The organism is Pseudoalteromonas sp. R86517 (genome assembly GCF_042466295.1).
GTDB lineage: Bacteria > Pseudomonadota > Gammaproteobacteria > Enterobacterales > Alteromonadaceae > Pseudoalteromonas > Pseudoalteromonas atlantica.
In genome coordinates this window covers 1-26,997 of record NZ_JAXHCB010000003.1, presented here as the reverse complement: position 1 = coordinate 26,997, position 26,997 = coordinate 1, and the positions used below count along the sequence as shown (strand labels likewise).

Annotated in this window: 23 protein-coding genes; 12 read left to right on the top strand and 11 right to left on the bottom strand. The window is 41.4% G+C overall.

The annotated features are described in order from the left end of the window. Positions 1 to 2 precede the first annotated feature (2 nt). Positions 3 to 2,648 carry a phosphoenolpyruvate carboxylase gene (ppc, locus tag SJY38_RS16900; protein ID WP_377110341.1) on the top strand — a complete coding sequence of 882 codons (2,646 nt, stop codon included), beginning with the start codon at positions 3 to 5 and terminating at the stop codon, positions 2,646 to 2,648. Between the two features lie 107 nt (positions 2,649 to 2,755). Continuing rightward, positions 2,756 to 3,682 (top strand): cytidine deaminase, encoded by a 927-nt coding sequence (cdd, locus tag SJY38_RS16895; RefSeq protein WP_055253932.1) that lies wholly within the window; start codon positions 2,756 to 2,758, stop codon positions 3,680 to 3,682. A gap of 81 nt (positions 3,683 to 3,763) precedes the next feature. On the opposite strand, the gene udp is transcribed toward cdd, so the two are convergent. Then, positions 3,764 to 4,519 (bottom strand): uridine phosphorylase, encoded by a 756-nt coding sequence (gene udp, locus SJY38_RS16890; protein WP_004588758.1) that lies wholly within the window; start codon positions 4,517 to 4,519, stop codon positions 3,764 to 3,766. A gap of 435 nt (positions 4,520 to 4,954) precedes the next feature. On the opposite strand from udp, the gene SJY38_RS16885 reads away from it, so the two are divergent. From SJY38_RS16885 to SJY38_RS16855, 7 genes are all read left to right on the top strand, one after another. Beyond that, positions 4,955 to 6,064: an arginase family protein gene (locus SJY38_RS16885; RefSeq protein ID WP_377110340.1), complete on the top strand. Its 1,110-nt coding sequence runs from the start codon at positions 4,955 to 4,957 to the stop codon at positions 6,062 to 6,064. A gap of 119 nt (positions 6,065 to 6,183) precedes the next feature. Next, the gene (locus SJY38_RS16880; RefSeq protein ID WP_064386605.1) at positions 6,184 to 6,894 is read left to right on the top strand and encodes an ABC transporter substrate-binding protein; all 711 of its coding nucleotides are present in this window, start codon (positions 6,184 to 6,186) and stop codon (positions 6,892 to 6,894) included. 114 nt (positions 6,895 to 7,008) lie between these two features. Then, positions 7,009 to 8,289, top strand: a complete 1,281-nt coding sequence (locus SJY38_RS16875) for a hemolysin family protein (RefSeq protein WP_377110339.1) — start codon at positions 7,009 to 7,011, stop codon at positions 8,287 to 8,289. 258 nt (positions 8,290 to 8,547) lie between these two features. Continuing rightward, positions 8,548 to 9,717: an efflux RND transporter periplasmic adaptor subunit gene (locus SJY38_RS16870; protein ID WP_054981828.1), complete on the top strand. Its 1,170-nt coding sequence runs from the start codon at positions 8,548 to 8,550 to the stop codon at positions 9,715 to 9,717. Positions 9,718 to 9,729: 12 nt separating this feature from the next. Beyond that, positions 9,730 to 12,864: an efflux RND transporter permease subunit gene (locus tag SJY38_RS16865; RefSeq protein ID WP_054981829.1), complete on the top strand. Its 3,135-nt coding sequence runs from the start codon at positions 9,730 to 9,732 to the stop codon at positions 12,862 to 12,864. Continuing rightward, entirely contained in the window at positions 12,861 to 14,276 is a 1,416-nt protein-coding gene (locus SJY38_RS16860) for an efflux transporter outer membrane subunit (protein WP_121638433.1), read from the top strand. The genes SJY38_RS16865 and SJY38_RS16860 overlap by 4 nt, the downstream gene beginning before the upstream one ends. A 78-nt stretch (positions 14,277 to 14,354) precedes the next feature. After that, entirely contained in the window at positions 14,355 to 14,981 is a 627-nt protein-coding gene (locus SJY38_RS16855; protein WP_024031928.1) for a TetR/AcrR family transcriptional regulator, read from the top strand. A 42-nt stretch (positions 14,982 to 15,023) separates the two neighbouring features. On the opposite strand, the gene SJY38_RS16850 is transcribed toward SJY38_RS16855, so the two are convergent. The 6 genes from SJY38_RS16850 to SJY38_RS16825 all read right to left on the bottom strand — a co-directional run bounded on the left by SJY38_RS16850 (position 15,024) and on the right by SJY38_RS16825 (position 20,905). Further along, positions 15,024 to 16,127 (bottom strand): HupE/UreJ family protein, encoded by a 1,104-nt coding sequence (locus tag SJY38_RS16850; protein WP_377110338.1) that lies wholly within the window; start codon positions 16,125 to 16,127, stop codon positions 15,024 to 15,026. Then, complete coding sequence (locus SJY38_RS16845; RefSeq protein WP_377110337.1) at positions 16,124 to 17,152, bottom strand: hypothetical protein; 1,029 nt, start codon at positions 17,150 to 17,152, stop codon at positions 16,124 to 16,126. The genes SJY38_RS16850 and SJY38_RS16845 overlap by 4 nt, the downstream gene beginning before the upstream one ends. Positions 17,153 to 17,208: 56 nt before the next feature. Beyond that, a complete protein-coding gene (locus tag SJY38_RS16840; RefSeq protein ID WP_126009051.1) occupies positions 17,209 to 17,721 on the bottom strand; it encodes an Ig-like domain-containing protein in 513 nt (170 codons plus the stop codon). A gap of 10 nt (positions 17,722 to 17,731) precedes the next feature. After that, a complete protein-coding gene (locus SJY38_RS16835) occupies positions 17,732 to 19,324 on the bottom strand; it encodes a DUF4331 domain-containing protein (protein ID WP_377110336.1) in 1,593 nt (530 codons plus the stop codon). Positions 19,325 to 19,700: 376 nt separating this feature from the next. Further along, positions 19,701 to 20,384 carry an anti-sigma factor domain-containing protein gene (locus SJY38_RS16830; protein WP_377110335.1) on the bottom strand — a complete coding sequence of 228 codons (684 nt, stop codon included), beginning with the start codon at positions 20,382 to 20,384 and terminating at the stop codon, positions 19,701 to 19,703. After that, complete coding sequence (locus SJY38_RS16825) at positions 20,381 to 20,905, bottom strand: sigma-70 family RNA polymerase sigma factor (protein WP_024031922.1); 525 nt, start codon at positions 20,903 to 20,905, stop codon at positions 20,381 to 20,383. The genes SJY38_RS16830 and SJY38_RS16825 overlap by 4 nt, the downstream gene beginning before the upstream one ends. Before the next feature lie 457 nt (positions 20,906 to 21,362). On the opposite strand from SJY38_RS16825, the gene SJY38_RS16820 reads away from it, so the two are divergent. Continuing rightward, positions 21,363 to 22,982 carry a diacylglycerol kinase family protein gene (locus SJY38_RS16820; RefSeq protein ID WP_377110334.1) on the top strand — a complete coding sequence of 540 codons (1,620 nt, stop codon included), beginning with the start codon at positions 21,363 to 21,365 and terminating at the stop codon, positions 22,980 to 22,982. 38 nt (positions 22,983 to 23,020) lie between these two features. Here SJY38_RS16820 and SJY38_RS16815 read toward each other — a convergent pair whose 3' ends face one another. Both SJY38_RS16815 and SJY38_RS16810 read right to left on the bottom strand, forming a co-directional pair. Beyond that, positions 23,021 to 23,329 (bottom strand): VF530 family DNA-binding protein, encoded by a 309-nt coding sequence (locus SJY38_RS16815; RefSeq protein ID WP_004588743.1) that lies wholly within the window; start codon positions 23,327 to 23,329, stop codon positions 23,021 to 23,023. Between the two features lie 54 nt (positions 23,330 to 23,383). Further along, positions 23,384 to 23,686 (bottom strand): DUF1496 domain-containing protein, encoded by a 303-nt coding sequence (locus SJY38_RS16810; RefSeq protein WP_377110333.1) that lies wholly within the window; start codon positions 23,684 to 23,686, stop codon positions 23,384 to 23,386. A 117-nt stretch (positions 23,687 to 23,803) separates the two neighbouring features. Between SJY38_RS16810 and SJY38_RS16805 the strand changes: the two genes are divergently transcribed. Continuing rightward, positions 23,804 to 24,037 (top strand): TIGR02647 family protein, encoded by a 234-nt coding sequence (locus tag SJY38_RS16805; RefSeq protein WP_004588741.1) that lies wholly within the window; start codon positions 23,804 to 23,806, stop codon positions 24,035 to 24,037. Here SJY38_RS16805 and maiA read toward each other — a convergent pair. Both maiA and hmgA read right to left on the bottom strand, forming a co-directional pair. Then, a complete protein-coding gene (gene maiA, locus SJY38_RS16800) occupies positions 24,034 to 24,663 on the bottom strand; it encodes a maleylacetoacetate isomerase (protein ID WP_377110332.1) in 630 nt (209 codons plus the stop codon). The genes SJY38_RS16805 and maiA overlap by 4 nt on opposite strands. Before the next feature lie 5 nt (positions 24,664 to 24,668). Next, the gene (gene hmgA, locus SJY38_RS16795; protein WP_377110697.1) at positions 24,669 to 25,967 is read right to left on the bottom strand and encodes a homogentisate 1,2-dioxygenase; all 1,299 of its coding nucleotides are present in this window, start codon (positions 25,965 to 25,967) and stop codon (positions 24,669 to 24,671) included. A 414-nt stretch (positions 25,968 to 26,381) separates the two neighbouring features. Between hmgA and SJY38_RS16790 the strand changes: the two genes are divergently transcribed. Further along, on the top strand, positions 26,382 to 26,807 hold the full coding sequence (locus tag SJY38_RS16790; RefSeq protein WP_377110331.1) for a MarR family winged helix-turn-helix transcriptional regulator: 426 nt from the start codon (positions 26,382 to 26,384) through the stop codon (positions 26,805 to 26,807). Positions 26,808 to 26,997: the final 190 nt, after the last annotated feature.

The following is a 26,997-nucleotide window of genomic DNA, read 5'->3' as shown; positions in this document are numbered from 1 at the left end:
AAATGAGTGAACAATATGCCGCCTTGCGAGGTAATGTTAATTTACTTGGGCAGCTACTAGGACAAACTATTAAAGATGCCCAAGGCCAAGCGATTTTAGATAAAGTAGAGGAAATTCGCGCTTTATCAAAGTCATCTCGCAGTGGTAACGAAGACGACAGACAAGCGCTAATTGAGGTACTACATGCGCTTAGTGATGAAGAGCTTTTACCGGTTGCCCGTTCATTTAATCATTTTTTAAATTTAGCTAATGTAGCAGAGCAGTTCCACACTGTTTCGCGTTTTAATGATGTTGGTTTTTGCCAACTAAACCCTCTCACTCAAACATTAAAAACGTTAACTGCAAAAGCAAAAGAAGGCCAATTAGATAGTAATCGTCTGGCCGAAACACTCTCAAAACTCCACATAAACTTAGTATTAACCGCTCACCCAACCGAGGTGACGCGCCGTACAATTATTAATAAGCACGTAGAATTAAGTGATTGTTTAGCCTCGCTTGAGCGCAAAGACAATTTACCACAAGAACGTGAAGCTATTTTAAATCGCATCGCTCAGCTTATCAGTCAAGCATGGCACACCGATGATATTCGTCGTTCTCGCCCAAGCCCAGTTGATGAAGCTAAATGGGGATACGCTGTTATTGAAAACAGCTTATGGCACGCTGTGCCACGCTTTTTACGTGAGTTTTCAGATCAAGTTAAAGAGCATTTAAGTTTAGAGCTCCCAATTGATTACAGCCCCATTGAGTTTACCTCTTGGATGGGCGGAGACCGTGACGGTAACCCATTTGTAACCGCACAGGTAACACAGCAAGTACTTGACCATGGTCGTTGGATGGCGCTTGATTTATACAGCCGTGATATTGACACGCTAAGCGCAGAGCTGAGCATGTCAGATGCAAGCGATGAGCTAATTGAGCTGGCAGGACAAGACTTTGAACCTTATCGCGCTGTACTTAAAAAGCTTAAAAACCAAGTCTCTGAAACAGTGGTGCATTTAGGTGCAAAAATCAAGAATAAGCGCAGCGATTCAGAAGACTTAATCACTGATATAAATCAAATCAAGCACCCAGTAGAGGTGTGCTATCGCTCTTTATTAAAGTGCAACATGAAAGTTGTCGCCGATGGTTTATTACTTGATTTACTGCACCGTATAAATAGCTTTGGCCTGCGTTTGGCAAAACTTGATGTACGCCAAGATTCAGACCGCCACAGCGATGTGTTTTCTGAGCTTACACGCCACCTAGGCTTAGGCGATTACAACCAATGGCAAGAGCAAGATAAGCAAGCATTTTTGCTTACCGAGCTTAACTCACGCCGTCCGCTTATTCCTAAAAACTGGCAACCTAGTCCAGAGGTGCAAGAAGTGCTCGACACCTTTGATGTAATAGCTAAGCAAGATGAAAAAACATTTGGCTTGTATATTATTTCAATGGCGCGTACCGCCTCTGACATTTTAGCTGTACAACTGCTTTTAAAAGAAAGTGGCTGTCAGTTTGATTTACCAGTAGCGCCTTTGTTTGAAACGCTTGACGATTTAAACGCTGGTAGTGATGTAATTACCACGTTGCTTGATAATGTATGGTACCGCGGGCATATTAAAAATACCCAAAATGTCATGATTGGTTATTCTGATTCAGCTAAAGACGCCGGCATGATGGCCGCGGGCTGGGCACAGTACGAAGCAATGGATAAACTAGTGCAGCTTGCCGATAAGCGCGGCATTGAACTTGTTTTATTCCATGGTCGTGGTGGTACGGTAGGGCGCGGTGGGGCACCTGCTGCACAAGCATTGCATTCACAACCGCCTGGTTCATTAAAAGGTGGCTTGCGAGTAACTGAGCAAGGCGAAATGATCCGCTTTAAGTTTGGTTTACCCGATGTAGCACTGCAAAGCTTAAATATTTACGCGGGTGCTGTACTGCAAAGTAACTTATTACCACCGCCAGAGCCTAAGCAAGAGTGGCGTGAAGTGATGAAGTTGATAAGCGAGCAGTCGTGCGATCACTACCGTAATGTGGTTCGCCATGATGAAAACTTTGTACCTTACTTTAGAATGGCAACGCCTGAGCTAGAGCTGTCTAAATTACCGTTGGGCTCGCGTCCTGCGAAACGTAACCCAAATGGTGGGGTAGAGAGCTTACGTGCTATTCCATGGATTTTTGCATGGAGCCAAAACCGTTTAATGTTACCTGCATGGCTTGGCGCATTAACAGGCTTAAAAGCGGCACTCGATAAATACGGCATAGAAACACTGCACGAAATGAGCCTGCAATGGCCATTTTTCAGAGCACGTCTTGAAATGCTAGAAATGGTATTTAGTAAAGCCGATAGCTGGTTAAGTGAGCATTACGATAACGCGCTGGTGGAAGATATGTACAAACCACTAGGTACTTCGTTACGTAAAGAGCTAGAAGAAGCAATTAGCTTAGTGCAATCGCTTAGCCCACAAAATAGTTTATTGGCAGATCAACCATGGATAAAAGAGTCGATTGCGCTGCGTAATCCGTACACCGATCCGCTTAATGTACTGCAAGTTGAGCTGCTGCGCCGCTCGCGCTCAAGCGATAAAGTAAGTGAAGGTGATATTGATAATGCATTAATGATCACTATGACAGGTATAGCCGCAGGTATGCGCAATACTGGTTAGTCTACTTTAACTAAAAAATAGGGGAGCACAGTGTGCTCCCTTTTTTTGCTGGCATTTAGGCGCCTAACCTTTTAAACTACTTAGCCATTAAATAATTATAATATGTTATGGCATCAGCAACTTTTACTGTGCAACAAGACACAGCACTCACAAATTCACATATCTCACTAAGCGTTACGCAAACTCAAGCATTACGCAGCCAATTAAAAGCCCAGCGCGGTATTTTACATCCTAACGATATTAGCCAATTATGCGCGCAACTTAATGTATCTGATGACGCGTTATTACAAGGTTTAGTGCCTTTAGCGTCTGAATTTTCCGTGGCTCCTGTTTCTCATTTTCATGTGGGAGCTATTGTTAAAGCACTTGATGAGCAAGGTGATATAAATTTTTATTTTGGTGCTAATGTCGAGTTTGATCACCAAGCGCTTAGTTTAGTCGTGCATGCAGAGCAGTCAGCGATTAACAATGCGTGGTTAAATGGCGCAAAAAAAATACTAAAAATAGCAATTAGCGATGCCCCATGTGGTTATTGCAGGCAGTTTATGAACGAACTGGCTGATGCAAAAGAGTTTGATATTTTACTACCAGATCAGCACTTTAAATTAGCTGATTTATTACCGCATTCATTTGGCCCCACTGATTTAGGCAACGATTTTAGCCTGTTTAACCCAAAACAGCAGCAACACACATTTGCAGATACAGCTCTTGATGAAAAACTAGCAGCCATGGCGCTAATGGCCTACGTACCTTACAGTAACAACTTTAGCGCAGTTAAAATAAGTACCTTTAACAATGGTGACTTTTACGGCAGTTACGCAGAAAACGCGGCTTACAGCCCAAGCCTTTCGCCACTACAAAGTGCGCTTAGTCAATTGTTTTTAGCGGGTCTTAGCTTTAACGATAAAACGATTAAAGCAATTACACTGTTAGAAACCCAAGGTCATGAAAACCAAGGGGGAGTAGCACGTGCGGTACTTGCAAGCTTTAGCAATTTGCCAGAAATAGAAGTGATTAGCGCAAAGCTAAGGTAACCAGAATTTAGATTAAGCTAAAAACAATAAAGCACAGCAATTGCTGTGCTTTATGCGTTTTATTAAAGCGCTACAAAGGCATTAGCCTAATAGTACTTTTGCAGCTTCTAATACCACAGCCACAGATTTTTTCTCAATTTCACCGTGATCAACGTTTGGAATTTCTTGGCGAGTACGGTTAACCAATACACCGGCAACACACGCCGCTTTAAGGCCTAGCGCTGCACACATGGTAAATAAGGTAGCAGACTCCATTTCGTAGTTCATCACGCCTAGGTTTTGCCACTCTTCACAGCTACCTTGTAATGACTTAGGTACATAACCCGAATGCGTATCGTAACGCTCTTGCCCTGGGTAGAATGTGTCGCTTGAGGCAGTAATACCAATGTGGAAGTCGATATCTAGGTTTTTACACGCTTGCACCATAGCTTGAGTCGCAAAAAAGTCAGATACCGCAGGGTAGCTAAGTGGTGCAAAGTGTTGGCTTGCGCCATCTAAACGCACAGACGCTTGGCTTACTAAAATATCACCTTCATTAATATGTGGCTGAATTGCCCCAGTAGTACCAATACGTAAGAAAGTACGTACGCCAAGCTGTGCCAGCTCCTCTACAGCAATAGAGGTTGAAGGGCCGCCAATACCGGTTGAACAAATCACCACAGAGTGACCATTTAACTGGCCTAAATAAACATGAAACTCACGTGTTTGAGCAAGGCAGGTTGGGTTGTCTAGGAATTGAGAAATGCGTGCAGCACGATCTGGGTCGCCAGGGACAATAGCAAGTTCAGCCCCTTTTAAATCGTCAATACATAATCCTAAGTGAAATACCTTTTCCATAACTAAGCCTTTTTATAAAAATTTGTTGTCAATCTAGCATCATTACGGCAAATGTAAACTAAGTACAGGACGTATGTCCGATGTGGAAAAATACTTATAAATGATGGCTTTATTCATTCACATTGAATATTAAATCAAAGGCTTAAAGTTCGTTAAAAGGCGGGTGGTTGACTTGTTTATTGAGAGTCTATATGTATTGATTATGGTGATAATTTAAATTTATCAATACGTGGTTTAAAGCGTTTTTAGTTATTTAATAACAAATAGTTACGGTTTTATTTTGACTTTATTTTAACGGCTTTTATATAAGCGCGCAAATAATGCTTGAGCAATAAGTGAGCGCATTACGCGTTATTTGCAAATAGGTCGATAATTTTAGTTTTTGCATAACTAATCAAAACCACATGAATAAAACACACAAGTATAGGATTTATTATGAGCACACAATTTGACGCGTTTAAACGTAAAGTAGAGCACTGTTTATGTGCACCTGGCGATGGTGTATTTACAGTTAATACCGCGAAAGAGCGTAAAGCGGCATTACGTAATAAATTGTATGGGCAAAGCGAAAATGTTGATGTTTTGTGGCGCGATTCTTTAACACAATTACCCGAATCTCCTCACAAAGCGGTTATGTTAGGTATTAGCTCAGATTGTGGCGGCGGTATTTTACGTGGCGCAAACTGGGGGCCATTATTTTTACGCTCAGCCTTGATTGATCAGCAAACCCAGTGCCGCTCTTTTGATTTAGGTGATGTACGCGTTATCCCACATTTATTACATGATAAATACTTAAACGACGCCACAATTTCAAACTGCCAAAAAGCCCTATACGGCGATAAAAACGATGATTACTACGTAAGCCCGCTTTCTATTACCGAAGATGTGTGCGACAGCTTTTACGCCACATTTAAAGATAAAGGCATATTTGGTATTGGGGGCGATCACTCAATTAGCTACCCGCTAACTAAAGCGTATTTAAAAGCTAAGCGTGAGCAAGGCAAACGTACCGCTATTATTCATTTTGATGCGCATACCGATTTATTAGTAGAGCGCTTAGGGATAGATTTATGTTTTGGCTCGTGGTGTACGCATATATTAGAGTTTTTACCTGCACCGCATCATTTAATCCAGTTTGGTATTCGCTCAAGCGGTAAACCTAAATCGCACTGGGAAAGCACCTTTGGTGTAAAACAACATTGGGCTAATGAAATAATAGAGCGTGGTGCAAAAGCGGTTGCAGAAGAAACCATTGCGCAGCTTAAAGCCGATAACGTAGATGAAGTGTATGTAAGCTTTGACATAGATGCACTCGATGCCGAATTTGCCTCAGCAACGGGCACACCAGAAGATAACGGCTTAACCCCGCAACATGCACTGGATATTTTACAAGCTATTGCCGATGAGTTTCCAATTACTGGCGCCGACATGATGGAAATAGCGCCATTTACCGACAGCTCATTAGTAGGCCAAGCAAGTTCAGAAACAACATTACGTGAAGGCGCTAAAATTTCAGCGTTCTTAATTAGTGCAATGAATAAATAGCAGGTTAGTCTTTAAAAAATCTAGTCCTATCAGCGTATAGGGCTAGGTTAAAAACTAGCGGTTCGGTTACCCTCGGCTATAGTTGGTGTATATCTGTTTTAGTTTTGAGGCGAAGCTAAATGAAGCTGTACTTATTTTTGTTGTGTTTTGCATGCATAAGGCTCAATGCAGCTGAAATTACAATAGTGACCGAAGTATTCCCCGACTTTCAATACATTGACGAAAACAACCAACTTGCAGGGCGCTCTGTAGATAAAGTGAGAAACGCGCTCGCCAATACAGATATTAAATACACTATGTTAGCGCATAGTTGGGCTGTGTCTTATAACGCAGTATTAAGAGATACGAATACCTGTATATTTTCTATTGTAAGGTTACCTAAGCGAGAAGATAAGTTTAGCTGGGTGGCTGAGCTTGAAAGTTTTGACTCTGCTATTTATGCCCTTAAATCACGTAACATTCGCTTAAAAACGCTTAACGATGCTAAAAAATATAAAACAGCGGTGCTTAGGGATAATTTTAGCCACCATTATTTGCTAGAGCGTGGCTTTAGTGAGGCTAAAAACTTATTGATAATTGATAGCTTAGACAAAATAGATAAATTAATAAGCACACGGCACGATATTCTCGACTTTGTTATATTAAGTAAAAAACAATTTAACTACCGCGCACAGTTTGAGCCAAAGCTTAAATTATTAGAGCCTATATTTACGCTCAATACACAACACTCCCCCCTTTACTTTGCCTGTAATAAAAACATGCCGCAAAGCCTACAAGACAGACTTTCGCTGGCATTCGATGAAGCAAAAAAGCAAAATAAACAGCGCTAATTCAATGGCTTATTAATTTTTCCTGTAAAAGTATAAATATAAATTGCCGCGTTTAAAAAAGCGTCTATAATCAGCTGCTTTTTATTGAAAAAGCGCTAACTTTTGGAGCGTTAAATGGGTGATTTAATCGGGATTAGCTTATTGATCTTGATCAGTGCGTTGTTTGCCATGTCGGAAATTGCTATTGCAGCATCGCGTAAAATTAAACTGCGGGTAATGGCCGATGAAGGCAGTGATAACGCAGCCGCGGTATTAAAACTGCAAGAAAACCCTGGGGCGTTTTTTGCGATGATCCAAATTGCCTTAAACGCGATTGCTATTTTAGGCGGAATAGTAGGCGAACAAGCGCTATCGCCTTATGTACAAAGTATCTTGGTGCTTTTTTATCAAGGTGTACACCTTGAAAAAATTAGCTTTTTATTTTCGTTTTTTACCATTACCTCGCTGTTTATATTATTTGCTGATTTAATGCCAAAGCGTTTAGCGATGATCATGCCTGAAGCGGTGGCTGTGCGTGTGGTAACAATAATGCGATGGGTCACTTTTGCACTTACGCCATTAGTGATGTTTTTTAATGGTTTAACTAATTTTGTACTGCGCTTATTTAAAGTACCCGCAGAGCGGGAAGATATTGTTACCACCGAAGACATTGTGGCGATGATGGATGCGGGCGCAGAATACGGCAGCTTACAACAACAAGAGTATGAGCTAATTGGCAATGTGTTTGAACTAGAAGCACGCTTTTTATCAAGTGTAATGACCCCACGCGACCAAATAGTTTATTTTGACTTAAATGAAAGCAGCCACGATATAGCCACCAAAATTATTGAAAATCCCCATAATCATTTTTTAGTGGTCTCGGGTAATTTAGATAAATTACGCGGCTCTGTTGAGTCTAAAGATATACTACGACAAGTACTAAAAGGTGAGCCAGCTAATATTAAGCAAGAACTGATTGAAACAGACGTGTTTTATTTACCAGAAACCCTAAGCCTGTCTGAGGCGCTAAATGCATTTAAAAGTGCTGCTAAACCGTTTGCTGTGGTAGTAAATGAATATGCCTTGTTAGTCGGTATTGTTACCGTAAAAGATTTAATGAAAGGGTTTATGGGAGATTTAATTACCCATCAAGGCGATGAACTTATTATTGCCCGCGATGAGCACTCGTGGTTAGTGGATGGTTTAACCCCGATTTCTGATTTAGCTAAAGTATTAGACATTGAAGAATTTCCTGATCAAATGCACTTTGAAACCGTGGCTGGCTTTTTAATATACACAATGAAGCGTATACCTAAACGTGCTGAGCACTTTACCTTTGATGGCTTTAAATTTGAGGTGGTTGATGTTGAGGGCATAAGGGTTGAGCAATTATTGGTTTCTCGTATAAGTAAATAGTTATAAATTTGTATTAAAGCCAAGCTTAGCTTGGCTTTTTTGTTGCAGGTTAATAAATAACGCACCGCAATAAAGTTTATTTTTCATACTTATCCGTTTTATTTTTCATCAAATTAACACCTTCTACAACCTATGGCGTAGTTTAATTTTGCAACTGTAAGTTAGTGTAAATTTGCACCCATTTTAATTTATTCTCGTTTAGATTTACTTTAGAATGATCGTTCACTCTAGACATAAATAGACTAAAAGGTATTTAACATGCAGCGTTCTCGCATCGCTTTATTTGTATTAACAGCCCTCGTTGGATCTGTTGCTTTAACAGGTTGCGACCAAGCAGCTGACTCGCAACAAGCTTCAGCTCCACAAGCAGTACCTGTTGGTGTAATTACATTAAAAAGCCAAGCGCTTACACTAAAAAAGGAGCTTCCCGGTCGCATTAGTGCTTTTCAAATTGCGGAAATCCGCCCGCAAGTAAGTGGCATTGTGCAATCGCGTTTATTTAAAGAAGGTGCTCAAGTTAAGCAAGGCCAAGCGCTTTATCAAATTGACCCCGCTACGTTTGAAGCTGACCTAGCAGCAAGCGAAGCAGCTGTTGCCCGCGCTGAGGCAAGTATTGCCAGCACTAAATCAAAAGCGTCGCGTTATAGCGAGCTTTTAAAAATTAAAGCCGTAAGTCAGCAAGACTTTGACGAAGCAGATGCAGCGCAAAAGCAAGCGCAAGCAGAGCTATTAACGGCAAAAGCACAGCTTAAATCGGCGCAAATTAACCTAGACTACAGCCATGTATCTTCTCCAATCAGTGGCCAAATTAGTAAATCGAGCGTTACTGTTGGTGCGCTTGTTAGCGCTAATCAAACAACAGCACTGGCAACAGTGACCCAGCTTGACCCTATTTATGTTGATTTAACCCAATCAAGCAACGAGCTAACTCAACTTAAAAAAGCTATTTCTTCAGGTTCATTGAGTGTTGATTCACAATCGCAAACAGATGTTGAACTGCAAATGGAAGATGGCTCAACTTACCCACTTAAAGGCACGTTACAGTTCTCTGAAGTGACAGTAGACCCAAGCACAGGGTCGGTTACCTTACGCGCTAAATTTCCAAATCCTGATAAGTTATTATTACCGGGTATGTATGCACGTGCCTCTGTGGTTGAGGGCGTAAAACAAGACGCTATTTTAGTGCCGCAACGTGGGGTTAGCCGTAATACAAAAGGCGAGCCAACAGCCATGGTTGTTAGCAAAGAAAACACCGTTGAAAGCCGCGTTTTAAAAGTAGACAGAACGATTGGTTCAAACTGGTTAGTAACCGACGGGCTAAGCGATGGCGATAAAGTGATTATTGAAGGGTTACAAAAAATTCGCCCTGGAGCGCCGGTAACACCGACTGAAGTTTCACCATCAGCAACAGCTGACAAAGCGCAATAACGGAGAGTTTTCATGTCACGATTTTTTATCGACAGACCCATCTTTGCATGGGTACTTGCTATCGTGGTTATGCTTGCAGGTGTTTTAGCTATTCAAAGTTTACCAATAGCTCAGTACCCGTCAATTGCCCCGCCGGCAATTAGTATTACTGCAACATACCCGGGCGCATCAGCACGTACCCTAGAGGATACGGTTACCCAAGTTATTGAGCAAAAAATGAAAGGCCTTGATGGTTTACTATATATGTCATCGACTTCTGAGTCGAGTGGTTCAGCAACCCTTACGCTTTCATTTAGCGCCGAAACTGACCCGGATATTGCACAGGTACAAGTGCAAAACAAGTTAGCCACAGCCACCCCTTTGCTACCTGAAGAAGTGCAAAGGCAAGGTGTATCGGTGGCTAAGTCTGCACGTAACTTTTTAATGGTACTGGGTTTTGTATCAAAAGATGGCAGCATGACGAATATCGATATTGGTGATTATGTGTCATCTAATGTTCAAGATATTGTTTCGCGTGTTGAAGGGGTAGGTGAGGTTCAGCTGTTTGGTTCTCAGTATGCTATGCGTATTTGGTTAGACCCAGCTAAGCTGCAAAACTACAAGTTAACCCCTGCTGATATTAGTGCATCAATCAGTGCTCAAAACGCCCAAGTGTCTGCTGGGCAATTAGGCGGCATGCCTGCGGTTGAAGGTCAGCAACTTAATGCTACCGTTACTGCACAAAGCCGTTTACAAACAGCAAAAGAGTTTGAAGACATTATAGTTAAGGCAAACGCCGATGGCTCGTTTGTACGCCTTGAAGATGTAGCCCGTGTAGAGCTTGGTGGTGAAAGCTATCGTGTTGTAGCGCGTTACGATGGACAACCCGCATCGGGCTTAGGTATTAAGCTTGCCAGTGGGGCAAATGCACTCGATACCGCAGAAGGTGTAAAAGCTGCTATTGAAGAGTTAAAAGCGTTTTTTCCTGAAGGCTTAGATGTTGTTGTTCCTTATGATACTACTCCGTTTGTTTCGTTATCGATTGAAAAAGTAGTGCATACATTAATAGAAGCGGTTGTGCTGGTATTTGTTGTTATGTATCTGTTTTTACAAAACTTCCGCGCTACGCTTATTCCAACTATAGCTGTACCTGTGGTGTTGTTAGGTACTTTTGGTATTTTGTACGCGTTTGGCTATTCAATAAATACATTAACCATGTTTGCGATGGTACTTGCCATAGGTCTACTGGTTGATGATGCGATTGTTGTAGTAGAAAACGTTGAGCGTGTAATGAGTGAAGAAAAACTCTCTGCGCTTGAAGCAACACGTAAATCGATGGATGAAATTAAAGGCGCGCTAGTAGGTATTGCCATGGTGCTGTCGGCTGTATTTATTCCGATGGCGTTCTTTAGTGGCTCTACCGGTGTTATTTATCGTCAGTTTTCTATTACGCTGGTATCAGCAATGGGGCTCTCGGTATTAGTAGCACTTATTTTAACACCTGCATTGTGTGCCACGCTTTTAAAGCCTAGCCACGTGCATGATAATAGCTCGATGTTTGGCCGTTTTTTCAGTGGTTTTAACCGCGGGTTTGATAAAACAAATGCCGGCGCGCAAAGTTTTGTAAGCCGTATGATCCGCTTATCTAAGCGCTACCTTTTATGTTATGGCCTTATTGTTGCGGGCATGGTGTATATCTTTTCAAGCCTACCTACAGCGTTTTTACCTGATGAAGACCAAGGTATTTTGTTTAACCAGGTTTCACTGCCTGCAGGCTCAACTACCGAAGAAACATTAGAAGTGGTTAAAAAAGTAGAAAACCACTATTTAAACGATCAATCTGAAGCTGTTAACGGTATTTTTACGGTAACCGGATTTAGCTTTGCAGGTTCTGGTCAAAACTCAGCAATAGGGTTTGTAAACTTTAAGCATTGGGATGAGCGCGAACGTGATGATTTATCTGTGCAAGGTGTGGCAGGTAAAGCAATGGGCTATTTCTCAACGATTAAAGAAGCGTTTGTGTTTGCTTTCCCGCCGCCAGCCATTGTTGAGCTAGGTACTGCAAATGGTTTTAATATTTTCTTACAAGACAGGGTTGGACTTGGCCACGATGCTTTATTAGCAGCGCGTAATCAATTACTTGGTTTAGCGAGTCAAAGCCCCATTTTGGCGGGTGTACGCCCTAACGGACAAGAAGATATGCCCGAGCTGCAACTTGATGTTGACCTTGCTAAAGCACAAGCACTCGGAGTGTCTCAGGCAGATATTAACAGCACGCTATCAACTGCGTGGGGTAGTAGTTACGTTAATGACTTTATTGACCGTGGCCGCGTTAAAAAGGTCTACCTTCAAGGTGAAGCGCAAGGACGTATGGTGCCAGAGGATTTAAACAAGTGGTATGTACGTAATGACAGTGGCGATATGGTGCCATTTTCAGCCTTTGCAAGTTCGTATTGGACCTATGGTTCACCACGTCTTGAGCGTTATAACGGCTTTTCAGCAATGGAAATTCAAGGTACTGCTGCACCAGGTTACAGTACTGGCCAAGCAATGGATGAAATGGAGCGCTTAGTTAAACAACTTCCTAATGGAATTGCCTCTGAGTGGACGGGTATTTCGTTTCAAGAGCGCTCTAGCAGTGGCCAAGCCCCGTTACTTTACGGTTTATCGCTATTGTTTGTATTTTTATGTTTAGCAGCGCTTTATGAAAGCTGGTCTGTACCGTTTGCGGTTATGCTTATTGTGCCATTAGGTATATTTGGAGCTACGGTTGCCGCGGTAATGGCAGGTTTATCTAATGATATTTACCTTCAGGTAGGTTTATTAACCACCATAGGATTAGCCTCTAAAAATGCAATATTAATCGTAGAATTTGCGATTCATAAAATGCAAGAAGGTCTAGGGTTAGTCGATGCGGCTATTGCAGCAGTACGCTTACGCTTACGTCCAATATTAATGACCTCAATGGCCTTTATTTGTGGTGTTATACCGCTTGCTATTGCCTCAAGTGCCGGTTCAGGTGCGCAAAATGCACTGGGTATTTCGATTATAGGTGGTACGCTTGCCTCTTCTATTTTAGTGGTGGTATTTGTGCCGTTATTCTTTGTTTTAGTTCGTCGTGTATTTCCAATGAAAAACACCGACGATAAAAAGGAGAGCGCACAATGAGCATTAAACGCTTCACTTTAAGCGCAATTACATTAGTTGTTTTAAGTGGCTGCCAACTAGCCCCTGAGCAAAAAGAGCTTGCTTTACCAGTGCCAGATACTTATGTATCTGACACTGAGCAAGCAGCAGCGCAACAGTTACATTGGCAGCAATTTTTTAATGATGAAAAATTGCAAACCTTGATTAGCTTAAGCCTTGAGCATAATAAAGATATGCAAATAGCAGTATTAAATGTGCAGCGTGTACGCGGTTTATACCAAATTGAAGATTCGGGTTTATACCCTTCATTAGATTTTAATGGTGGGGCTACGCGCCAACGTTTACCGGCTGATTTAACCAGTACGGGTGAAGCAGGTATTAGCTCACAGTACAGCGCAACGGTCGGTATTACCTCTTATGAATTAGATATTTGGGGTAAGGTACGTAACCAGTCTGAGCAAGCCCTGCAAAACCTCTATAACACTGAGCTTACGCAATACAGCACGCAAATTTCACTCATTGCTGAGCTTGCCAATGCTTGGTTAAACTACGCAACTGACTTACAGCTATTAGAGCTTGCTAAAGAAACATTAAGCTCGCAGCAGGAGTCGCTCTCGCTTACGCAAAAAAGCTTTGATTTAGGCGCTACATCGGCAATTACGCTTGAGCAGCTTAAAAGTACGGTTGCCACTGCAAAAGTAGATATAGCAACATATAAACGCTTGTTAAAGCGTGATAAAAGCGCGTTAGATTTACTGGTAGGGCGTCCTGTATCGAGTGATTTATTACCGACTAACTCGTTAACTAATTTACTGGATTTACCAGAAGTACCTGTTGGTTTACCCTCTGATTTATTAACGCAGCGCCCTGATATTAAAGCCGCTGAGCACGCTTTATTAGCCGCTAACGCGAATATTGGTATAGCGCGTGCGGCGTTTTACCCAAGCATTAGCTTAACCGCGACTGCGGGCAGTACGTCTAGTGATTTAAGTGGCTTGTTTGATTCAGGCTCAGGGACATGGAGCTTTGTACCGTCAATCAACTTACCAATTTTTACTATGGGACGTAACCAGGCAAACCTTGATGTGGCTAAGGCCGATCAAGAAATTGCGGTGGCAACGTACCAGCAAAAAATTCAAAATGCGTTTCGTGAAACTGCCGATGCATTAGCAGATAGAGAAGGCTACAAAGAGCAACTTGATGCCCTCGATATGCTAATTAGTTCGCGTCAGCTAACGTACGATTTATCAAAAATGCGTTACGAAAAAGGCGCTGATAGCTACCTACAGGTACTTGATGCACAGCGTACGTGGTACTCGGCTCAACAGCAGTTAATAACAGGTCAGCAGGCTTACCTTGCCAGCCAAATTAATTTGTATAAAGCTTTAGGTGGCGGCTGGAATATAGCTAAAACACCTGTGCAAGAGCAGTAAAATGAAAGGTGTTGTTAAGTTAAGCTATGCAATGAACTTACGCTGTATTAAGTATGCGCTTAATACCGGAGTAGGGTTATGAGCACGAAAGCTAAAAGGCATATAGACCCAGCATTAGCACAAGCTAGGCGAGAGCAGGTGCTTAGTGCTGCCTCAGAGTGTTTTAAACGCAAGGGATATCATGGCGCAGGCATGGCCGAAATATCCCGTACTGCAGGCATGAGCGCTGGGCATATATATAACTACTTTGAAAGCAAAGAGGCAATAATTGAAAGTATTATTGCTAAAGACATGGAAGAAATGTTTTCTATCTTTCAGGAGTTTGAAGATCACCCGGGTGATGTTCTGCAAGCGCTTATAGATGGCTTAAACATTGGTGTACAAAGGCATATGGATACCGGTGCCTGTGTGGTTGATTTAGACATGATGGCGGAAGCGGGTCGCAATAGTAAAGTGGCCTCGCTTTTACGAGATATGGATATTCAAGCACGGGGGCGCATGCGCCAACTACTCACCAGTGAACGTAGTGCACTTAAAGACACTGATGAACACGAACTTGAAAGCCGCATTAACGTTATTTTTTCGATGATGGCGGGGTTACTGCTTCGTAAGATGCTCTACCCTGAGCTCACCGAAGAAACGGTGTTAATCGCGCTTAGGCCTGCGATGAAAACCTTGCTAATGCCGTTTGATAAAACCAAGTAATAGAAAACTAAAAAGCGAGTCAAAAGACTCGCTTTTTTAATGCTAAATACGCTCTGCGCACCACAATAGTGCCATTGCAGCGATAGCAAGGGAGCCAATTGGCATCACCCATTTTATGTAAATAGGTTTATTGCGCATGGTTAGTAACACCGGCAGTGCAATACACAGGATACTCAGCTGCCCAAGCTCTACACCTAAGTTAAACGCTAAAATGCTGAGCAATTGATAATCGCTCGAGAGCCCAAGCTCACCCAGTACACTGGCAAAGCCCATTCCATGTAACAAACCAAACGCAAAAGTAAGCCAGCCAAGGCGTAATATAACCGGCCATACATTGTTTAAAGCCGCAAATAATACCGAGATTGCAATACCTAGCTCTACCCAGCGGCTACTTGGCGAAACAAGATTAAGAGCCGTAGCAGTAAGGGTAAGTGAATGCGCAAGGGTAAACGCAGTCACAATCCACGCAGTGTGCTTAATAATGTGCTTTTTACTTGCTATTGCCTGCCAGTGACTATCATTGCGTGTTAAAACGCAGGTTAAAAGTAGTGCAATTAAAAATAAAATATGGTCAATACCAATCCAAATATGTAACACGCCTTGATAAACATATTGGTTAAAAGTCGTTAAATAACTCGATTGCCCAGTGGTAAAAGTGTGCTGTTGCTCATCTATAGTGAAAACCCGCGAAACCTGATTTACATTTACAATAACTTTGTGGTTTGCGTCTTGGTTAAAAAAAGCGCGGTACGTTAACGTTACATCTGCATCAGTGTTACAGCTAAAAACTAGCGGTAACACTAAATATGCTTCATTAAAATGATTATCTAATTGGTAGTTATCGGTGATTGTTAATGGGCAAGTTTGCTCATTTTGTAAAACCGATAGAGTATTTTTGGCATAGCGATTAATAGCCGACTTTTGTGATTTTAATTCGCCCCAGCTTATTTGTGTGTCTTGGTTAACATCAAGCGCAATGTGCTGTTCTAAATCGCTAATATTTATTTGCCAGGTGCCTGTGTATTGCTTTTCGTTGTTGGTATTATCCAGTGAAATGTAGCTTGTGCTCAACTGATGTGCTTGCACGCTAAAGTTGGCAAATAGTGCAACTATAAATAAAACAAATAACGCGTTTATTTTACTCATAAAGAATCCCTAACCATCGTATTTGCTTGGCTTAGTAAATGTTTATCTGTACTCATTTTTGCTTGCTGCCAATTTATATTTGCCCAGTATTGTGCCTTGGCTTGGTTTGCTTGTACATGAATATAGTAGTTAGCTAAGTCGTTGGCATGAAAGGTATCTTGGCGTTGTTCACGTAATTTTACGCGCTGTTGCATGAGCGGTTGCCACACCGTATTAGTGTGCTTATTACTGCGTTTTTCAGCTATGGCTAACTTGAGCAAAATAGCGTCTTCAAGCGATGAGTGGCTATTGGCAAGTTTACCGAGTGTATTAAGCACTTTTTCAGGGTTGTTTTGCTGCAGTTGAATATCGGCCCACAGCACAATAAGGCTCACCGGGGCTGTGTTTAAATCAATATTATTTATATGCTGCTGCGCACGGGGGAATTTATTGAGTCTAAACGCCATTTCGCTGAGCACATGTTTTGTCGCTAAGCTGCTGTTTTTGTTTTGCGTAAGCTTAACTAACGCGTGATAACTTTCACTCAGTTTGCCCCGTTGGCTTTGTACATCCAGCACACACGTGCTGGCCGTTAATAGGCTGGTGTTACCAATTAATGCCACGCAATGGCGCTTAGCTTGTTCAAATTTGCCTTGTGTCATCAACATATTAGCGAGTAATAAATGGGTGTTTACATGATCTGGCTGGGTTTTTAATACGTTATTAGCAACGTCTATGGCACGCGAAAACGCATGCTCCTTTTGAAGTACCCGTGCATATAAATAACCGCTTTGTGCAGTCGCAGAAGCGGTATATAGATTTTTTAAGCGTTTTTTTAATACACCTTGATAGCGCTCTGTTTGGCCTATGTATTGGCTATTTAGCACCAGCGCAGTGAGTTGCTCCAGGGTTAAATTAGCACTTAATGTTGCATTGCTTGAGGCAATAATTGCGTTATCTTTTGGGGTAATTGGTTTTGCAAGCACGTTATTTACACACAGTGCAGTGCAAAAAACAAAGAGCATTTTTTTATAATGACTGCGCATTGTTTTATCCTCTTAAAAAAGCCATCCATGGCCATCAGCTTAATTTACTTACTGAGTTAGTTACCAGAAGCGCCCGATGAAATACCGCTTACGTCTGTGTCTGTATTGATAAAGACACGTCCGTTGGTAGATAGCGGTTGCGCAGTGGGGCTTTGATTAAATGCGTCGCTTGCAAATTGTGCAAAGTCCACTTGCAGTGCTTCAATGGTTATATTTACCGCTGCAGTCACTTGCTGGTTAACACCGTCTGATACACCAAACATAAAGCTGTCGCTACCGGTTGCTTCTTTGTTTGGGGTATAGGTAAAGCTGCCATCGCTATTTACTACAGCGTTACCTAATGTCGGCTGCGAAGTTAATGTGTATGTTAATGTATCGCCATCAGCATCGGTTGCCACTAACATGTCGTTAATTTCAACTTCTGTTTGTGTGGTTAGCATTGCATCACTAGCACTGGGCGCAGAATTTACAACCGGTGTGGGTTGTTTGTTATCATCATCACTGCTACACGCGCCTAGTGCCAAAGCGCATAACAATATACTGCTATGGGTAAGGTTTAAATTACGCATACGTTACTCCTTATTTAGAGCCTGCAAGTGGGGTGGCTAAGTATGGGAAAGTGGCATCCATCATGCTTGCATCAACTGGAGCACCATCAGTGAATGGCACTGTACCTACATCAGCATCCTCTGGTGTACATAGACCTAAGTCGGTGTCTTCACCATTTACAGGAATAGGATGACATAAACGCCCCATTACCACGCGAAGTGCAATATCAACGACATCGTCACCTGGACGGCGCCCGTTTGGAAAACCTGCTAAATCATCACCGGCTACACCAAATGCAGACTGATCAGTTTGTGCTGTGGCTGCAATTGCAGTATTTAAACGTAGCATTTCTGATGGCGTTACGGTGGCTTGTTGGTTTACCCCTGCAAAACCAGTTAAAAATGCGGTGATTAAATCAGTACGTGGAAAGTTAGTTGGAGCAAGAGTTTCTAAATTAGCACCAAGTGTGGTATTTACTGCATCTTTAAATAAAATATTTAACAGCTCTGGTAAAGACGGGTGCGAAACGTAATCTAAAAACTGTGCATCGTCTTTAGGATGAGCCGTTGAGAAGGTATCTTTGTCTTTAATACCAATAACTAGCTCATTAACTAATGGATTACCTAAGCGTGAAACCTGCGTTAATGCACCGCCATTTACCGAGTTATCTGCAAATTTAGCGTTAGGGTTTAAAATGCGTGCTTGAGGTAGGCTTGCTGTTGTCCATGAACCAATTACGCCGTTGCCTTCACCTACAATACAGCTTTTAGGCATTTCAACTGCAATTGAGGTGACGTTTTTATCTACGAGGTCGTCATTCTCACTGCTTTGTGTAATCCCCCCAGGGAAACCACCGCCATCCCCAGCACCTGGCGCACTATCACCTTCAACGGGAACGTAATTTACTAAATCGAATGTTTTACCTAAGTTGACGACAAATGGGTCTTTGCGCTGACCAACAAATACTTTGGCCATACTGTCACAGCCTGGTACCGAAACTTGATAAACAAACTGATCTGCATAGGTTTGGTAATCAGCCATTGAACCAAATGTTTTGTCACCAATATAATCAAGCGGTTTATTAAACGTGGTTGAACTGGTGGTGGTATTACTTAATGTTGTACTGGTACCTGTGCGTTGTGGACCGCTTATCATGCTGAGTGTGTATGACTCGCTAAAATTAGCGGCGCTATCATCACCAGCTGCTACACCACCAACGTTTTTAAGAGGTACAGATACAGTACGCTGATTATCTTCTGGGCCAACGGTTAATTGCACGCCTTGATTATCGTTTGGCAGCATACTGGTAAAATTAAAAGCAAAGGTAATATCCTCAACTGCATCACCGTCGTTATCAATATGAATACTGTAGGTTGCATCTGGATCCATAGCAAAGTAGTTAGGGCCGCCGTAGGCATCTTGTAGAGGAATATAGTTGGCAATAAATGTAACGTAGTCGTCTCTGCCTGCTTCATAACTATTAAATACGTAAAAGTCGGTAGAGTCTAAGGTTGGAAAGCGGCTAATGTTCGGCGCTTCACGATGACTTGATGCCTCGCTAGAGGTGCTTACTAAGGTACTGCATACTACTACTGCGAGTATAGATGGAGTTAAAGCTTTCATGACTTTTTCCTTTAGTTTTGATTGGAGTCATAACTAATAACGAAGCAAAAAGCACAATGGATGCAAAAAAGTTAAATATTTTTTATTATTGTTAATAAAGGGGTGTTTAACGTTCAAGATTAAATTTTCAGCAGGCTGTTTTGCATTTAGATAAGGAAGTGATAGGAGAGTGATAAAGAGGCTGAAGCGGTTTGGTTTTATACTTATTACAGGGGGTGTATGCAATTAAAATAACGCAGCAGGTATTGAGCACACAATATGATAAGCATCGCACTGCGATTAAGTCTACTTTAGTTTAATCAAATATTAATGGTTACCCAAGGTAAATAAAAAGGTTGGCCAAACAAAGTTTGACCAACCAGTCGCGTTTATTTAGTTATAAAATAACTAAATCTGTCGTGTACAGTACTTGTGTTGGTAGGCCGTTTGGCGAGCCACCTAAAGGCTCTAAGCTAACAGCGAGTAGGGCAATGTCTTGTGCCTTAAAGCGCGTGCCTTTGAGTAACTGTTTTTCACCGTTTTTAGGCAGTAGACCCAACGAAATTGGCGTGTCTTGCCCTTTTAAAATCATCCACAGCTCGTAGTCTTTATCGGTTTGCGCAACAAGTTTATCACTGGCTTTAGCCGATAATGTTTGCTCATCTACGTTAATAAACCACAGTGATTGCTTATCTTGATTTTGTACTAAAGCAATTTGTTGGCTGTATTGGGGCTGAGTTGTGGGCTGAATAACCAAAAATGCTAAGATAATACAGGCAGCTGTAGCTATAAATGACCAATTGCGCCACAGCGATGTAGCTGGTTTGATCACCGTTTTAACGGGCTGATTGGTGTGTTCTAATGTATTTAAAATATTCTGCCACACTTGCGCGCTGGGTGTTTGAGGCGTAATTGCACTGGCTAAATCATTTAAATTTTGCTCCCACATTATAGTGGCTTCTCGGGCTTGCGGTAAGCTGAGCATTAAACGTTGAAAACGTTTTCGTGCCAGGCCTTTTAAAGTACCTAATACATACTGCCCTGCTAAAGCATCAAGTAATTCTGGTTTATTATAATTCATAATGTTAAACACCTCTGCAACTGCTGCAAACCACGCCTGATCCAGCTTTTAACTGTGCCTAAGGGCGTTTCTATGTGATTGACTAACTCACCATGGCTTAACCCTTTGTAATAGGCTAAATGAATGGCTTGTTTTTGTTGGGGGTCAAGTTGCTCAATACAATTAACAAGTTTGGTTTGTTCGTCGTAACTAACATCGACTGCTTGTTCATCGTATTCATCATCACCCATTGCCTGCTCTTTTCTTACCTTGTGATAACGCAATGCATCTAAGCTGCGGTATCTCACAATGCTTATCATCCAGCTAATAACTGTGCCTTTAGATGAGTTGTACTCTGACGCGTTATGCCAAATTTTTATAAATGCCTCTTGCAGTACTTCTTCTGCGTGCGCGCGGTTTGAAAGCATATTTAAACTAATCGCAAAAAGCTTTGCGCTTGTTTGCTGATACAAATCAGCAAACGCGGCTTTGTTACCCTGTGCTGTTTTACACAAAAGGGGAAGTAAATTGTCGTTTTCCATAAGGTTCCTGTTGTTTTTATTATTACCGAGGTGTGTTGAGCTTTATGAATTAACAATTGTTTTATTTAAGCGCAACTTAATCGCTTTGAAATAGAGATTAAACAGGCTGTTATAAATTTAACCAATAAAGATAAACACACTCTCAATAAACGTGTGAAAAGAGTGATTGGATGCAAAAACTTTTAAGCTGACATTTATATTAGCTGCTGTACACATTGAAACAAGTTTTAAATATAAACAGTTACCTTTGAGTAGTGAGAAAAAATGACCGATTACTGTGTAAAAAGCGCCTAATATGCGAATACAGCTAAAGCTAGCTACTTTTATTTATTTTATATCAGTTACTTAGTGTTGTTTTTGTTCCTAAAAAACAACTTTTGTTGGCGTGTAAATTGCTACTACACTTATACACAGCTGTAAAAAAATGTGCCAAAACAGTAAAAATAAAGGAGAAAATATGTGGGCTGCAACGAGTTATTTAATTTTAGCGTTAATTTTTATATTTATAGGGTGGGAGGTTAACTCGGTATATTTTGCAGTGGTATTTTACTGGAGTGCATTGTCGTTAATTCTTGTCAGTGGTGCTTACATTTTTAATTTGGCGAAAATTTTTAGAAAGCGTGAAAATGGTGTCATCCCATTTTATATCCGCTGGGCATTTGTGCCTTTTTTACTGGGTGTTCAAATTTACAATGCGTATTCTCGCAAGCACGATAAAGTCCCTCCCATTCAAAAAATTAACGACCATTTATTTTTAGCATGCCGATTGTTCCCCTCTGATATTGATACGTTAAAAGAAAACGGCATAACGGCAATATTAGATGTAACGTGTGAGTTTGATGGCTTAGAATGGAGCTCTACACAAGAAAATATTAGCTATTTAAATATTCCGGTGCTTGATCATAGTGTGCCTAACCATTCGCAATTAAACCAAGCCATTAACTGGATACATCATCATATTAAAGAAGACCGCCGCGTGGTAGTTCACTGTGCACTGGGTAGAGGGCGTTCGGTATTTGTTATGGCAGCGTATTTACTGAGCCAAGATAAAAACGCCGATGTTCACCAAGTGCTCGCGCAAATAAAAGAAACCCGCGAAACCGCAAATCTTAATAAGCATCAGCTTCGTCATTTAGCAAAGCGACATAAAAAGGGTGAGCTAGTTATTAAAAACAAAGCCGTTATTATTGCAAACCCTGTGTCGGGTACCAAAATGTGGCAAGACAAAGAGCATTTAATAGTGGCTAGGTTGTCGGCGTATTATGATTTAGAAGTATTAACCACCACCAAAGATATAGACGGTATTGAGCTTGCTAAACAAGCCATTAGAGATAAGCCAGATATAATAATTGCCTGTGGCGGCGATGGAACCGTGACAGAAGTAGCAAATGTGTTGGTAAACACTCAGTGCAAGCTGGGTATTATCCCAATGGGCACAGCCAATGCATTAGCGCATGTGCTTATGGGGATTAGCTCTAAAATCATTCCTGTTGAGCAGGCCTGCGATCTTATTATTGATGGGCAAACCCAAACAATTGATACGGCCTATTGTAATGACGAGCTTATGCTGTTGTTAGCTGGGATTGGTTATGAGCAATCAATGGTAGAAAAAGCAGATAGAGACTCAAAAAACGAATCGGGTCAGCTTGCCTATTTAAGTGGTTTTTTTCAGGCATTTAGTGAGCAAAAAGCGCAAACCCTTTATGTCACCCTTGATGATAATCAAATGCAGGAGGTAAATACAAATAGCTTTATTGTGGCTAATGCTGCGCCATTTACTACGTTATTAGCCCAAGGAGGTGGTCAGCCCGATCACGAAGATGGCCTATTAGACATTAATTGGCTGCTACCTAGTGATGAAAACACCACTCGCGTGTTAAGCATTGCTGAACTTATGTTTAGTAGTATTACACAAACGCATTTAGCAATTAGCTCGCATCATACCAACGCTAAAAAAGTAACGATAACCGCAGACGAAGAAATTAAGTATGTACTGGATGGTGAAATAAAAACAGCGGATACGCTTACTATTACAGTTGACCCTGCCTCGTTAAATGTAATTAGTAAGGAGTTATAAAATACAAAATGCACGTATTTAACGTGCATTTTTGTGTATTACTTTTTAATGCTTGGCCAAACAAAACCACTGCTATCGCTTTGGCTGGCAGGCTTAGGGCGCTGAGCGCTTTTGGGTTTACGCAGCGGTTTGTTACTTAACGTATGTAAGTAGAGAGCTTCAACTTTATCGCGTGCCCAAGGGGTTTTACGTAAAAATTTTAAGCTTGATTTAATACTCGGTGAGTCGGTAAAACATTTAATGTTTACTTGCTCGCCCATGGCTTTAAATCCTAAGCGCTGCTCAAGCTCTACTAAAATTTGTTCTAACGTTACCCCATGAAGAGGATTTTTTGGTTGATTATCCATAGCCATACTACTTATTTAAACTGTGCGCATTGTAGCGTAAATCCTCTTTTAGCGCTAATTGACCGTAATGGTTTTAGGCTTTGTGGGATAAACAATATTGCCTTTTTTATCTAATTTTAGCCAAATTAGCTCACTGTTATTATGCTGCGGGTTATTAGCAGCGCATACTAAGGTAAAAGAATGTACTTGCACCAGCGCGCCTTCACTATAACGTTTGTTGTCGTACCAACAAATATCACCATTATTAATAATCTTATTAGCGTCAATAATAGAATGCGTTTTGACTGTTTTTGCATAACTGCTAGGGGCTAAAGTGAACGCAATTAAAAAAATAAATAAAACCATAATATGGCGCATGAGCGACCTCGAATTTTGATAGTTTAAAAATAGTACACACGATTAAAAAACATGCTAGGGTAAGTAATAGCGTTAAACAACACTGACTTAAACACACAATTATAAAAAGGTGAACACATGCAATTTAATCAAACAATGATAGATGAATTTACGTTATTAGCTAAATTTCCACGTGAGAGCAAAATGCAAGGGATTAAGTTACATTCGGATGCTGAACCAAATTTATTAAGCGCGGCACAAAGGTTGTTTGATAAAGGCGTGATAGACAGCCCAGATGGCGGCTATTTAACCGAACTGGGCCTTGATTTAATAGAGCACGTGAGTGTTATTCACTGCGCATTAAAAAGTTAAACTGCATCGCGCTGATTTTGCGGCGCGGCGTCACTAAAAGCGGGTAATGCATTACAACGTGCATAAATGGCTGCAATTTTTGGATACGCAGCCATATCTACATTAAAACGCAACGCATTAAATACCTGTGGCACTAAACATATATCAGCGAGAGTGGGTGTATTGCCTACGCAAAACTCATTGTTTTCACTTAGCATCATTTCAATTTTTTCAAACCCAAGCTCTACCCAATGCCTATACCAGGCGGCTTTAGCTTGCTCGTCTACACCCAATTCGTTACTTAAATACTTCAGCACTCGTAAATTATTTACTGGATGAATATCACATGCCACTGCATAGCTAATATTACGAATTTGCGCTTTTTGCCATGTAGTGCCATAAATTAACGGCGTTTGCGGATAGCTTTCATCTAACCACTCTAAAATAGCCAGTGATTGCGCTAATACGCCTTCGTTCGTTTCAAGAGCAGGAAGTAAACCTTGCACATTTTTATCTAAGTAAGGCTGCGCTAGCTGTTCAGATTTAAGTAAATTAACGAATTGCATATCATGCTCAATACCTTTTAAATTAAGCGCTATGCGTACACGGTATGCGGCAGATGAGCGAAAGTAGCTGTATAGTTTCATTGTTATTATTCCTCGCCTGTAAAATGTTTTGTGATACTTCGCCAGCACTGAGTGTAATTAGTTTGGCGCTCTTTTCCTTCAAGAGCATATTTAGTGGGGGATATTATGTAACGAGACTCAAACATAAAGGCCAACGTGTTCTCGTATTTTTGCGGTGCCAGCTCAGCGTTAGATGCTTTTTCGAATACCTCGGCTTCAGGCCCATGTGGTGACATACAATTATGCAAACTAGCGCCTCCTGGTACAAACCCGTGCTCTTTTGCATCGTAAACCCCTTCTATTAAGCCCATAAACTCACTCATAATATTGCGATGATAGTAAGGAGGTCTAAATGTATTCTCTGCCACCATCCAGCGCGGTGGAAAAATTACAAAATCTACATTTGCCATGCCTTCAGTGGCTGAAGGGGAGGTAAGTACAGTAAATATAGAAGGATCTGGGTGGTCAAAACTCACGGTATTAATAACATTAAAACGCGCTAAGTCGTATTTGTAAGGTGCACTGTTACCGGTCCAAGCAACTACATCTAAAGGCGAGTGTGTAATAGGGCAACTAAATAAATGACCGTTAAATTTAGTGACTAATTCAAAGCTACCTTCTTTATCTTCAAATGCAGCAACAGGGTATTTAAAGTCTCTGTCGTTGGCGTAGCCATTTGCACCGACGGGGCCGCGCTCGGCAAGTTCAAATGCATGACCATAGTTTTCACAAATGTAGCCACGTGCGGTTTCATCAATTAAATCAACCGAGAATTTAATCCCGCGAGGAATGACGGCAATTTCCCCCGGCTTTACTGTGAGCTTTCCGCATTCAGTGTGTAATAACAGTTCACCATGCTGAGGCACAACCAACAGCTCACCATCGGCATTACAAAAATAACGCCCTTGCATAGAACTGTTAGCAACATAAACATGAATACCAATACCGGTTTGCCCATTGGCACTGCCATTTGCAGCCATTGTAATTAAGCCATCAATAAAATCAGTGGGCTTTGAAGGAATATCAATAGGGCTCCAGCGCATCATTGTAGGGGGCGTAATTGCTTCAGTTATAGGCGCTGTTCTTATTAGTGCGTTATCTATAGCGGTGTATTCACCTTGTACCACCGATGGACGAAGGCGGTACAGCCACGTGCGACGATTAGCGGCTCGCGGTGCCGTAAAGGCCGTGCTGCTAAATTGCTCGGTGTATAAATTGTACTTCACCTTTTGTGGGGTAAATTGCCCAACAGGCAGTGCGCCGGGTAGCGCTTCGGTTTCAAACTCATTACCAAAACCGCTCATGTAGTTTATTTCGCTGGCCATATTTAGATCCTGTGAGAGTGACATTGTTTTATCTTTCTAGGGCCTGTTTATCTTTCGAGGTTGAATTTGCAGCAGTCTGTTCGGGAATTAGGCAAGGCAGAGCCTATGCAGTGTGGTTGTTCCCCATAAATAGCAATAACGTAGCATAAATGCCAAACAGGCGCTGCCCGAAGGGTTCTGCCTAGGGGCCATTTACTCTTTGTTGCTCGGTTTTTACTTAGCCCACTAGGTTACAAACCTCGCGCCGCGATTAAATGGCCCCTAGATTGAACAAATTTCAATCCTGAAAGGTCAACAGGCCCTAATTAGTTTAAAGTACTCTCAAGTGAGAGTAATTTCAAATGGGCGCATGTTTTAGCCTGTAAATAAAAATGCACAGTTTTCACAGTGTGTAAATGCGATGAGAAAGTAATAATGGAAATAGATCTAGAGCAGTTTTTGCCCTATCAGTTGAACCAAATGGCAAATCTCATAAGCGATGATTTTGCGCGTGTTTATAAGCAAAAATACAACTTAACCATCCCTCAATGGCGGGTGTTGGCAAACTTAGCACAATATGGCAAAAGCAATGCAAAAGATTTATGTACACAGGCCAATATGGATAAGTCAACGGTTTCGCGAGCTATAAAATCATTGCTGCAAAGAGGGTATGTAGAAGCACAACTAAATCAGCAAGATAAGCGAGTAACGCAGGTTATGTTAAATGAGCCGGGCAATGCAATTTACAAGCTCATAGCACGTGATGCACAAAACTGGGAAGGGCAATTAGCTGAAAAATTTAGTAAGCAGCAACAAGTCCAATTGCTAAATTTACTAAAAGAGCTTAAAGAGGCCTTATAAAATCAATCCGCAATAATACTTAATCATTTTGAGGGGATAAATAGATCATTTAATTAAGCTGGTTGGTAAAAAAAAGCCCATCAAAAGATGGGCTTTAATTAGTCGTTTTTTACGCTAATGCGATTAGAAAGTGTAACGAACACCTACACGCATTTGCCATAATGACGCATCAGATTGTACTGATGTATTT